Source organism: Bradyrhizobium sp. (assembly GCF_036735945.1).
In the GTDB taxonomy this organism is placed as follows: domain Bacteria; phylum Pseudomonadota; class Alphaproteobacteria; order Rhizobiales; family Xanthobacteraceae; genus Bradyrhizobium.
The window spans coordinates 1-11812 of sequence record NZ_DAINNI010000036.1 but is presented as its reverse complement, the minus strand read 5'-3'; the positions used below and the strand labels follow the sequence as shown (position 1 = coordinate 11812).

General features: G+C 64.6%; 9 protein-coding genes and 1 pseudogene. 7 read left to right on the top strand and 3 right to left on the bottom strand.

Annotated features, from left to right (window positions below; all coding sequences use genetic code 11):
• Positions 1–40: 40 nt before the first annotated feature.
• From V7E26_RS14525 to V7E26_RS14510, 4 genes are all read left to right on the top strand, one after another.
• A complete protein-coding gene (locus tag V7E26_RS14525) occupies positions 41–1081 on the top strand; it encodes a class I fructose-bisphosphate aldolase (protein WP_324417100.1) in 1041 nt (346 codons plus the stop codon).
• Between the two features lie 2 nt (positions 1082–1083).
• Positions 1084–1809 carry a thiamine phosphate synthase gene (locus V7E26_RS14520; protein WP_324417098.1) on the top strand — a complete coding sequence of 242 codons (726 nt, stop codon included), beginning with the start codon at positions 1084–1086 and terminating at the stop codon, positions 1807–1809.
• A gap of 8 nt (positions 1810–1817) precedes the next feature.
• Positions 1818–2945, top strand: a complete 1128-nt coding sequence (locus V7E26_RS14515) for a tetratricopeptide repeat protein (RefSeq protein ID WP_324417096.1) — start codon at positions 1818–1820, stop codon at positions 2943–2945.
• Between the two features lie 92 nt (positions 2946–3037).
• Entirely contained in the window at positions 3038–3829 is a 792-nt protein-coding gene (locus V7E26_RS14510) for an inositol monophosphatase family protein (RefSeq protein WP_324417094.1), read from the top strand.
• Positions 3830–3865: 36 nt separating this feature from the next.
• Here V7E26_RS14510 and V7E26_RS14505 read toward each other — a convergent pair whose 3' ends face one another.
• The 3 genes from V7E26_RS14505 to V7E26_RS14495 all read right to left on the bottom strand — a co-directional run bounded on the left by V7E26_RS14505 (position 3866) and on the right by V7E26_RS14495 (position 9481).
• Positions 3866–4984: a Fic family protein gene (locus V7E26_RS14505; protein ID WP_324417092.1), complete on the bottom strand. Its 1119-nt coding sequence runs from the start codon at positions 4982–4984 to the stop codon at positions 3866–3868.
• Positions 4985–5107: 123 nt separating this feature from the next.
• On the bottom strand, positions 5108–8266 hold the full coding sequence (locus V7E26_RS14500) for a multidrug efflux RND transporter permease subunit (RefSeq protein ID WP_324417090.1): 3159 nt from the start codon (positions 8264–8266) through the stop codon (positions 5108–5110).
• Positions 8267–8275: 9 nt separating this feature from the next.
• Positions 8276–9481 carry an efflux RND transporter periplasmic adaptor subunit gene (locus tag V7E26_RS14495; RefSeq protein ID WP_324417088.1) on the bottom strand — a complete coding sequence of 402 codons (1206 nt, stop codon included), beginning with the start codon at positions 9479–9481 and terminating at the stop codon, positions 8276–8278.
• 365 nt (positions 9482–9846) lie between these two features.
• Between V7E26_RS14495 and V7E26_RS14490 the strand changes: the two genes are divergently transcribed.
• The 3 genes and pseudogenes from V7E26_RS14490 to V7E26_RS14480 form a co-directional block, all read left to right on the top strand.
• Positions 9847–9984, top strand: coding sequence for a hypothetical protein (locus V7E26_RS14490; protein ID WP_324417086.1), 138 nt, complete (start codon positions 9847–9849; stop codon positions 9982–9984).
• 222 nt (positions 9985–10206) lie between these two features.
• Positions 10207–11199, top strand: a complete 993-nt coding sequence (locus V7E26_RS14485) for a flagellar motor protein MotA (protein WP_324417084.1) — start codon at positions 10207–10209, stop codon at positions 11197–11199.
• A gap of 150 nt (positions 11200–11349) precedes the next feature.
• Positions 11350–11812, top strand: a pseudogene (locus tag V7E26_RS14480) (peptidoglycan-binding protein); the annotation flags it as partial.

The window sequence follows — 11812 nt, the reverse complement described above, 5'->3', positions numbered from 1 at the left end:
TTTGGTTTGCAAGGGCATGATGTTTCCGGAGAACGTTCCCATGAATCTTGCTGACCTCAACAAGGTTGCCCTCGCCCTGGTCACCCCAGGCAAGGGCATTCTCGCCGCCGACGAATCCTCGGGCACGATCAAGAAGCGTTTCGACGCGATCAAGGTCGAATCGACCGAGGAGAACCGCCGCGACTATCGCGAGATGCTGTTCCGCTCCACCGAGGCGATGAGCAGGTATGTCTCGGGGGTGATCCTCTACGACGAGACGATCTGGCAGAACGCGAAGGACGGCACGCCGCTGGTCAAGCTGATCGAGCAGGCAGGCGCGATCCCCGGCATCAAGGTCGACGAGGGGACGCAGGCGCTGCCGCAGTGTCCGGGTGAACTCGTCACCGTGGGCCTCGACAAGCTCGCCGAGCGGCTGAAGAAATATTACGAGCGCGGTGCGCGCTTCGCCAAATGGCGCGCGGTGATCGATATCGGCAGCGGCACTGGCGGCCGGGGCATCCCCACCATGACCGCGATCAGCGTCAACGCGCATGCGCTGGCGCGCTATGCGGCGCTGTGCCAGGCGGCGCAGATCGTGCCGATCGTCGAGCCGGAAGTGCTGATGGACGGCGATCACGATATCGACCGCTGCTACGACGTCACGCAGCGCGTGCTGAACAAGACGTTCCAGGAACTGCGGGTGCAGCGCGTCGAGCTCGAAGGCATGGTGCTGAAGCCGAACATGGCCATTTCAGGCAAGAAGTGCGCGAAGCAGGCGTCCGTTGCCGAAGTCGCTGACAAGACCGTGCGGATGCTGAAGGCTTGCGTCCCCGCGGCCGTGCCGGGCATCGCCTTCCTTTCCGGCGGACAATCCGACGAGGAAGCCACCGCGCATCTGGATGCCATGAACAGGATCGGCGGCCTGCCCTGGAAGCTCACCTTCTCCTACGGCCGCGCGCTGCAGGCGGCGCCGCAGAAGGCGTGGTCCGGCAAGGCCGAGAACCTCGCCGCGGGCCAGCGCGCGTTCACGCACCGTGCGAAAATGAATGCGCTGGCCAGCAAGGGCGAGTGGGACACCGGCCTGGAAAAGAAGGTCGCCTAGATTTGTCCAGCAAACCCGCTCCGCCGCGCCCGGCGCCGCGCCTCTATCTCGCGACGCCTGAGGTGGACGATCCGTCGCAGCTTGTGAGCCAGCTTCCCGAATTGCTGGCGGCGGCCGACGTCGCGGCGGTGCTGGTGCGGCTGAAGCCCACCGACCAGCGCACCATGATCACGCGCGCCAAAGCGCTGGCGCCGCCGATCCAGAATGCCGGCGCGGCGCTGCTGCTCGACGGCCATGCCGAACTGGTGGCTCGCGCCGGCGCCGACGGCGCGCATCTGACCGGCCTCGCCGCGCTGGAGGATGCCTGGCCAACGCTGAAGCCGGACCGCATCGCCGGCGTCGGCGGCCTTGCCACGCGGCATGATTCAATGGCTGCGGGTGAAGCCGGTGCGGACTATGTGCTGTTCGGCGAGCCGGACGCCAAGGGCCAGCGCCCCTCGACGGAGGCGATCGCCGAACGCCTGCAATGGTGGGATGAATTGTTCGAACCGCCTTGCGTCGGCTTTGCCGCCTCGCGCGAGGAAGCCTTTGAATTCGCCGCCGCCGGCGCCGACTTCGTGCTTGCAGGCGATTTCATCTGGGCCGATCCGCGCGGCGCCAGGGCGGCGCTGATCGATGCCGCCCAGGCCATCCAGCAAGCGCACGACGCCGCGCTTGAAAAAGCCAAGGTTGGCAAAGACACGGCTGGCAAAGACACGGCTGGCACAGATACAGCCGGACACGGATAACGCCGGATATGAAGCTGCTGCGTCCCATATCGCTGCTTGCGGGTCTCCTGCTGACGATGGCCGGCGCCACCGCGCAGGTGTCGCCGACGCCGCCGGCCGAGCAGCCACTGGCCAGTCCGCCGCTCGCAAAAAAGGAGGCGCCCAAAGCGAAGGCTGCTCCAAAGGCGGCGCCGAAGGAAACCAGGCAGCCCGCCGCGACGCCGTCACCGGCGACGACGCTCAAGCCTGCACTGACGACGAAGCCGGCTGCAACGCCGACGCCCTCCCCTTCGCCGACCACCGCCTTCGACGACCCGAACGCCGATCTCGTCTACGGCGCCTATCAGCGCGGCATGTACAAGACGGCGTTCGATCTCGCGATCACCCGCGCGCAATATAACGGCGACGCCAAGGCGATGACGATGCTGGGCGAGCTCTATGCCAACGGGCTCGGCGTCAAGCGCGACTATGCGAAGGCCGCCGACTGGTATCAGCGCGCCGCCGACGCCGGCGACCGCGAGGCCATGTTCGCACTGGCCATGATGCGGCTGTCCGGTCGCGGCGGAAACACCAATCGCGACCAGGCGGTCAAGCTGCTGGCCTCCTCCGCCAAGCTCGGCAACGCCAAGGCGGCCTACAATCTGTCGCTGCTCTATCTCGACGGCAATACGCTGCCGCAGGACGTCCGGCGCGCCGCCGAACTGCTGCGGCAGGCCGCCGACGCCGGCAATCCGGAAGCGCAATACGCGCTGGCGACCTTCTACAAGGAAGGCACCGGCGTGCCGAAGGACCTCGAAAGGGCGGTGCGGCTGCTGCAGGCGGCGTCGCTGGCCGACAATGTCGACGCCGAGGTCGAATATGCCATCGCGCTGTTCAACGGCACAGGCACGCCGAGGAATCAGCCCGCGGCGATCGCGCTGCTGCGCAAGGCAGCGCGGCAGAACTCGCCGATCGCGCAGAACCGCCTTGCCCGTGTGCTGGTGACCGGCCTCGGCGTGCCGGTCGACAAGATCGAGGGACTGAAGTGGCACCTCGTCGCCAAAACCGCCGGCAAGGGCGACCCCGAGCTGGACGAGCGGCTTTCGGAGCTCAGCGCCGCCGACCGTGCCAAGGTCGAGGAAGCGGCGCGGAAATGGACCAGCACCGACAAGAAATGACGCCTTGACGGCGGCACGTCTGCAGGGCACCCAGTCCCCGATCACTGACGGCATCGGGCCGTTTTCCCTCTCACTTCACACAAGCCGGCATCATGCTCCACTCCGCCCTTATCAACGTCATGGTGAAAGCCGCGCGCCGCGCCGGCCGCAGCCTCAAGCGCGACCTCGGCGAGATCGAGCACCTGCAGGTGTCGCTGAAGGGGCCGGCGAACTTCGTCACCAAGGCCGACAAGCGCGCCGAGGAAATGCTCTACGAGGACCTCGCCAAGGCGCGGCCGGGCTACGGCTTCATCGGCGAGGAAGGCGGCGCGCGCGAGGGCGCCGACAAGACCCACACCTGGATCGTCGATCCCTTGGACGGCACCACCAACTTCCTGCACGGCATTCCGCAGTTCGCGATCTCGATCGGCCTGCGGCGCGACGACACCGTCATCGCCGGCGTGATCTACAACCCCGCCAATGACGAGTTGTACATCGCCGAGCGCGGCAAGGGAGCGTTCCTCAACGACCAGCGCCTGCGCGTCGCCGGCCGCCGCCGGCTCGATGAATGCGTCGTCGCCTGCGGCCTGCCGCATATCGGCCGCGGCGATCACCAACTCGCGCTGAAGGAAATGGCCGCGCTGCAGAACAAGGTCGCCGGCTTCCGCCGCTTCGGCGCCGCCTCACTCGACCTCGCCTTCGTCGCCGCCGGCCGCATCGACGGCTACTGGGAACGCAACCTGCAGCCCTGGGATATCGCGGCAGGCCAGATCATGGTGCGCGAGGCCGGCGGTACGATTTCGGATATCGGCGGCAAGGACGACGCGCTGAACACCGGCCACGTGGTGTGCGGCAATGAGTTCGTGCACGGCGAATTGGTGCGGATATTGAAGCCGCTGGGGTAGTGGCATGGCCTGCCGGAAAGCATCCGGGGCACAGGTTCAGTCATCCGACTTGATTTCAGTAAGTGAGTAGCTCGTGCTGCGGCCGCCTCCTTCATCTCTCGCAAGAATACCGTGTGCGACGAGTTCATTGATATCGCGCAGCGCAGTATCCGCCGAACACTTCTCGATTTTGGCCCATTTCGACGAAGTCAACTTTCCCTCGAACCCGTCGAGTAAGCGATTAAGGATGTCGCGCTGACGGTCGTTAAGAGATGTCGCCGCGTTTACACGCCAGAACTCTGCTTTGCGGAATACACTCGACAAGACCGTTTCGGCGCCATCGAATGCACGATCCAGGCACGCCAAGAACCATTCAAGCCACCGAGTGATATCGAGGTCGCCTTTTTGCGTCGCCTCAAGCATGTCGTAGTAAGCACTCCGCTCCAGTTGAATCTGCGCCGACATGCTGTAAAAGCGCTGCGGGCTATCTTCCGATCGCGCAAGCGACATGTCGGCGATAGCGCGTGCTATGCGACCGTTGCCATCGTCAAATGGATGGATGGTAACGAACCAAAGGTGCGCGAGCGCGGCCTTGATAACGGGATCAGGCTTGGCCTCGAAATTGAACCAGGTCAGGAAACCCTGCATTTCGTTGTCGAGTCGATCGGCAATCGGCGCTTCGTAGTGAATCTTCTCGCGACCATGCGCGCCGGAAACGACACGCATCGATCCCGATTCCTCGTCGCGCCACTGAGCGACTTTGATTTTACCGAGGCCACTGCGTCCTGTCGGAAACAGCGCGCCATGCCAACTGAAAAGTCGTGCGGCACTGAGAGGCTGGTCAAACCTTTGGGTAGCATCGAGCATCATCTCCACGATGCCTTCGACATTGCGATCGGCCGGGGGCAACGCCCCGACGTCAATCCCCAGACGCCGGGCGATCGAGGATCGCACTCGATCCCTGTCGAGAAGTTCGCCTTCGATCTCACTGGACTTGAGAACGTCCTCAGTGAGAGTTTTGAGGACGGCTTCTTCGCGCAGGGGAAGGCCAAGCGCCTGCATGCGACCGATCAACCGTCCTTGCCTGTGCCGGACGGCGCTCAGTTGATTGGCAAGCGCCCCTTGATCCCAGCGAAACTGGGGCCAATCTGATCGTTCATGAATATACGCCGGCATTCACCGCGCTCCTTGCGGTGATTATGAGGCTTATTCACCGCACCCGCAAGGTTAATATCCGCATACTTAGCGGTGAATAGGGCCAACTCCAGATCTGGCAAAATTTCCCGTTAGCCATCGGGGTCAGGATTTGGCCGCCGCCGGCGGCCCATGCGGCTCACTCACCGCCGCCTTCTCTTCCACCTTCTCCCGATCCCCCGCCAGCACGCGCTGCACGGTGACGAAGAACACCGGCACCATCAGAAGCGCCAGGATCACCACCGCAATCATGCCGCCCATCACGCTGGTGCCGAGCGCCTGCTGGCTGGCGCCGCCGGCGCCGTGGGCGATTGCCATCGGCAGCACGCCGCAGACGAAGGCGAGGCCGGTCATCAGGATCGGACGAAAGCGCAACGAGCAGGCCTCGATCGTCGCATCGAGCAAGGGCTTGCCCTGCGCGCGCAGATCCTTGGCGAACTCGATGATCAGGATGGCGTCCTTGGCGGCAAGGCCGATGATGGTGATCAGGCCGACGGTGAAATAGACGTCGTTCGGCAAGCCCCGCATGGTAGCTGCGATCACCGCGCCGCAGATGCCGAGCGGCACCGTCAGCAGCACCGCGAGCGGAATGGTCCAACTCTCGTAGAGCGCGGCGAGCAGCAGGAACACCACCAGCACCGAGAGGCCGAGCAGGAACGGCGCCTGCGAGCCCGACAGCTTTTCCTGCAGCGATTGCCCGGTCCATTCATAGCCGAAGCCGCGCGGCAGCCTGTTGGCGAGCCGCTCCATCTCCTTGATGGCGTCGCCCGAGGTGAAGCCGGGTTTTGCCTCGCCCGAGATGCGCACGGCGGGATAATAGTTGAAGCCCGCGATCTGCGTCGGCCCCTTCTGCCACTGCACCGTCGCGAAGGCGGAGAACGGCACCAGTTGGCCGCGGCTGTTCTTGACGTTGTAGTTCAGGATGTCGTCCGCGTTCATGCGGCTGGTGCGGTCGGCCTGCACGATGACGCGCTGCATCCGCCCGCGGTTCGGGAAGTCGTTGATGTAGTTCGAGCCGAGATTGGTCGAGATGGTCTGGTTGATGTCCTCGAAGGTGACGCCGAAGGCGCCCGCCTTCTCGCGGTCGATCAGGAGATTGACCTGTGGCGCCGGCGGCAGGCCTTCGACATAGACCTTCTGCAGCACCGGGCTGGCATTGGCCTCGGCGATCAGCCGGTCGGAGGCGGCGATCAGCGCCGGATAGCCCTTCTGGCCGCGGTCCTGCAGGCGGAACGAGAAGCCCGATGAATTGCCGAGATTGTCGATCGGCGGCGGCTGCAGCGCCGAGATCCTGGCGTCGCGGATCGACGACAGATCGCGGTTGATGTCGGCAACGATGGCGGCAGCCGAATCCTTCGGCCCGCGCTCCGACCAGTCCTTCAGCGTGATGAAGGCCTGCGCGGTGTTCATGCCCTGGCCGAGGAAGCTGAAGCCGGTAAGGAACGTCACTTCCTCGACGCCCGCCCGATTGAGCAGATATTTCTCCACCGCCTCGACCGCGGCCTCGGTGCGGGCATAGGAGGAATCGGATGGCGTCTGCACGTCGGTCGTGATGAAGCCCTGGTCGTCGACCGGAAGGAAGCCGCCGGGCAGGCGGACGAAGACGTAAGCCAGGCCAATCAGCAGCACGGCATAGATCAGCATCAAGCGCCCGGTGCGCTTCAGCGAGCCCTTGACGGTGCGCGTATAGCCGCCGCGGCCGCGCTCGAGCACGCGGTTGAACCAGCCGAACACGCCAGTGCTGGCGTGGCTGTGGCCAGCCTTGACCGGCTTCAGCAGCGTCGCGCACAGCGCCGGCGTCAGCGACAGCGCCATCAAGGCGGAGAACGCGATGGCGGACACCATGGTGACCGAGAACTGACGGTAGATGATGCCGACCGATCCCGGGAAGAACGCCATCGGCACGAACACCGCCATCAGCACCAGCGTGATGCCGATGATGGCGCTGGTGATCTGCGACATCGCCTTGCGCGTCGCTTCCTTCGGCGGCAGGCCCTCTTCGGCCATGATGCGCTCGACGTTCTCGACCACGACGATGGCGTCGTCGACCAGGATGCCGACCGCCAGCACCATGCCGAACATGGTCAGCATGTTGATGGAATAGCCGGCCGCCATCAGCGTCGCGCAGGTGCCGAGCAGCGCCACCGGCACCACGATGGTCGGAATGATCGTGTAGCGGATGTTCTGCAGGAACAGAAACATCACGATGAACACCAGCGCCACCGCTTCGACCAGCGTCATCAGCACCTTGTTGATGGATGCCTTGACGACGGGCGTGATGTTGTAGGGGATTTCGTAGGTGATATTGGCCGGAAAGAACTTCGACAGTTCCTTCATCTTGGCTTCGACGGCGCTGGCGGTGGCGAGCGCGTTGCCGGTCGGCGAGAGCAGCACCGAAAGGCCCGCGGTCGGCTTGCCGTTCAGCCGTGTGTTGAACTGGTAGCTGAGGCCGCCGATCTCGATGCGCGCGACGTCGCGCAGCCGCACGGTGGAACCGTCAGCGTTGGCGCGCAGCGTGATCGCGCCGAATTCCTCCGGCGAGGAGAGCTGGCCCTTGACCAGCACCAGCGCGGAAATCTTCTGCTCCGGCGTGCTCGGCTCGGCGCCGACGCTGCCCGAGGCGACCTGGGCGTTCTGCGCCGAGATCGCCTTGTTGACGTCGTCGGCGGTGAGGCCGTAGCCGACGAGCTTGGCCGGATCGATCCAGATCCGCAGCGAACGTTCGGTCGAATACAGCGTGGCGCGGCCGACGCCCGGAATACGCCTGACCTCGCCGAGCACGTTGCGGATCATGAAATCGCCGAGGCCGATTTCGTCGAGCGAACCATCGGTCGAGTTCAGCGTGATGATCTGCAGCACGGCGGAGGAAGCTTCCTCGACCAGGATGCCCTGCTGGATCACGGCGCGCGGCAGCCGCGCCTCAACGCGCTTGAGGCGGTTCTGCACTTCCACCGATGCCGCACCGGTATCGGTGCCGGGCACGAAATTGGCGGTGATTTCGACCTGCCCGAGCGAGTCGGAGGTCGATTCGAAATTGAGGATGCCGGAGGCGCCGTTGAGTTCCTCCTCGATCAGCCGGGTGACGCTGTTGTAGAGGTTTTCAGGCGACGCGCCGGGATAGCTGGTCGAGATCGAGATCGAGGGCGGCGCGATGATCGGATACTGCGCGACCGCGAGCAACGGGATCGAGATCGCGCCGATCAGGCAGATGAAAAGCGCGACCACCCAGGCGAAGATCGGCCTATCGATGAAGAAACCAGGCATCGGTCAGGCTCAGCGCGACGTGTGCGCCGCCAGTGAATCCGATACCGAACCAACCGAGGCATCCGCATCGATCCACGACGTCGCCTTGACCTTGTCGCCGGGCACGAATTTCTGGAACCCGTCGACCACAACGCGGTCGCCGTCCTTCAGGCCATCGCTGATCAGCCACACGCCATCCTGCGCGGCGCCCGTGCGGACCGGCTGTGTCGCGATTCGACCGTCGTCCTTGACGACGAAGACCTCGCTGCCGCCGCCGGCGTCGCGCTGGATCGCCTGCTGCGGCACGGCGATGGCGTCCGAATCGATGCCCTGCTCGATCAGCACGCGGACATACATGCCCGGCAGCAATTCGCGGTTCGGATTCGGGAACTGGCCGCGCAGCGTGACCTGTCCGGTATAGGCGTCGACCTTGGCTTCCGAGAACAGCAGCTTACCGGAGATCGGGAAGACCGTGCCGTCGTCGAGCACGAGACGGACCTTTGCCGTATCCGGCGCGATCCGGTCGAGATCGCCGCTGTCGAACGCACGGCGCAGCTTCTGCATCTCCGAGACCGATTGGGTGAAATCGGCATAGATCGGGTCGAGTTGCTGGATGGTGGCGAGACTGGTGGTATCGTTCTGCACCACCAGCGCGCCTTCGCTGACCAGTGCGGCGCCGACCACGCCGCTGATCGGCGCGCGGATCGTCGCATAATCGAGATTGAGTCTGGCGCGCGCGACTTCGGCCTTGCGGCTCCCGACCTCGGCCTCGGCCTGGCGCTGGGCCGCGATGGCCTTTTCGTTCTCGGCTTCCGGCGCCGCGCGCTGGCTGGTCAGTGTCGCAATGCGCCGCGCATGCTGGGTGGCGAGATCGAGCGCCGCCTCCGCCTTGTCCAGCGCAGCCTCGCTTGCCTGCAATTCCACCTCGAACGGCTTGGGATCGATCCGGTACAGGGGATCGCCGGCCTTCACCTCGGTGCCCTGCTGGAACAGGCGCTCGACGACAATGCCCGATACCCGCGCGCGGACTTCCGAAACACGGGTCGGCGCGATGCGTCCGGGCAACTCACGCACGAGGGCGCGAGCCTGCGTGCGGACAGTATAGGTTCCGACCTCAGGCTCGGGCGGCTTGGCCGCCGCGGTCGCCGCGTGCGGTTCGTTGCAGCCGGCCAAAAGAGGCGCCATCGCAGCCAACATCAGAACGATGCATGCCGATTGCGTTCGAAGTCCTGACATTGGAAGTATTGCCCCAGTTCAGATTGGAAGCGCGAATTGAAGATTCGCGACGTTGCCGTCGGAGATATAGAGAACTCACGGTTGATACGGAGAGGATAAGGGTAGCCTGCTGCAACGCAATAGTCGGCGCGGCGGCCCAATGTCACACGACGCTACCGCGCTGATATCCCGTGCATTTCAGCGGACTCACTCGATTGTGAGACGGTTCCATTGCAGCTTTCGCGCGGGAACCGAAAGACCGTCGCTCGAGAACATGTCGTTTGCCTGCACGCAGTTGCAGTTGATGCGTGTTGCCGCAGCCGCCGGCATGATTCGGTTAATCCCCACCTAACCCGCGATTCGGACGCGTGGCCCGGATAGGCGAAATGCAATCACTCGCCGTCACCGCCGTCGCCGAAACGGTCCCGCGCGGTGCGCCGACCATGGTGCCAGTGCAGCGCCGCTGCCTCTCGATCGACAACAGGTCAGCCTGTTGCCGGATCAGCATGATGGCCCGGCATTAACCATTACGTCGGGTCGGCGATCCATTCGACAAGTCAGACGGGGCGTCATGAAAAATCCCGGTTGGACATCGAACAGTTCCCAAATACGTTGACGTCAAGGCCGGGTTTCGGGAAGAGGTTGCGTGTGGTTTGCCCGAAATGGCGGCTTGCCCGCTTTTTTCTCCGGCCCGCTGTGCCATATTGGCCGCCAGCGCGGTCTTTCGTGAACGGTGACACCCGCAAATGCCCCCCGGCCCCTCCTCCCGCTCCGATATGGAGATCGAACTGAGCAAACTGTCATCGCCCCGGATCTTCCTGGTGCGGATGCTGGTGTTCCTGGTGCTCTGCGCGCTGATCATGGTCGTGCTGTACAAGCAGATCGTGCTCGCGTTCTTTGCCAATCCCGGCCTTAATGCGCTGATCGGCGGGGTGCTGCTGATCGGCATCATCCTGTCGTTCCGGCAGGTGATCCGGCTCTATCCGGAAGTGGCCTGGGTCAACAATTTCCGCATCGCCGATCCCGGACTGGCGGTCGACCGGCGCCCGAAACTGCTAGCGCCGATGGCGGCGATCCTCGGCGGCGAGCGCTCGGGACGAATGACGATCTCGCAGCAAACCATGCGGCACCTGCTGGATTCGATCGCGACGCGCCTGGACGAGGCCCGTGACATCTCCCGTTACATGACCGGCCTGCTGGTCTTCCTGGGCCTGCTCGGCACGTTCTGGGGCCTGATCGAGACCGTCGGTTCCGTCGGCAAGGTGATCGAAGGCCTGAAGGTCGGCGGCGACGCAGGCTCCGTGTTCGATACCCTGAAGGAGGGATTGGCCGCGCCGCTCGGCGGCATGGGCATTTCGTTCTCGTCCTCGCTATTCGGCCTTGCCGGCTCGCTGGTCCTCGGCTTCCTCGACCTGCAGTCGAGCCAGGCGCAGAACCGCTTTTATACCGACCTCGAGGACTGGCTCGCTTCCACCGTGCGCGAATATGGCGACGGGTCCGGCGTCACCGGCGAACTGCAGCATGCGATGGAGCGAATTCGCGCCGTGGTCGAGGAAAGCGGCGGCAGCCGCAATACCACGGCGGCGATGGCCAACCTCGCCGAAGCGATCCAGGGCCTCGTCGCCCATATGCGCACCGAACAGCAGATGATCCGCGAATGGGCCGACGGCCAGGGCGAGCAGAACCGCGAGATCAAGAAGCTTCTGGAACGGATCGCCAAGCAGCCCGAAAAGAGCTGAGGGAATGGTCGTGTCCCGGACGCGGTGCGGTGTGCAACGCCGCTCCGCAGAGCCGGGACCCAATGCGTGACAGGTCCCGGCTCTGCGTCGCATCACTTCGTGCTGCGTCGCGTCCGGGACAAGATACTGGCAAGATACTGGAGAGAATAGATGGCCCTCGCCCGTGCCCGCCGCAGCGAATCAGGATTGAACTACTGGCCGGGTTTCGTCGACGCGCTGTCGACGCTGGTGCTCTCGATCGTGTTCCTGCTGTCGGTGTTCCTGGTGGTGCAGTTCTTCCTGTCGCAGGAAGTCACCGGCAAGGACAAGGCGCTGGAACAGCTCAACGCCAAGATCGCGCAGCTCAACGACCTGTTGTCGCTGGAAAAGCTCGGCAAGCTCGCGCTCGACGACCAGATCGCGCAACTGCGCGCCGGCCTTGCCGCGGCGGAAGGCGAGCGCGACCGCGTCAAGGGACTTTACGAAGGGCTGTCGGGCGCCGGCGACGCCCAGGGCCGCGCCAGCGAACTCAGCAAGGCGCTCGAATCCGAAAAGGGCGTCTCTTCGCGCGCGCTCGCCCAGATCGAGGTGCTGAACCAGCAGATCAGCGCGCTGCGCCGCCAGCTCGCGGCGC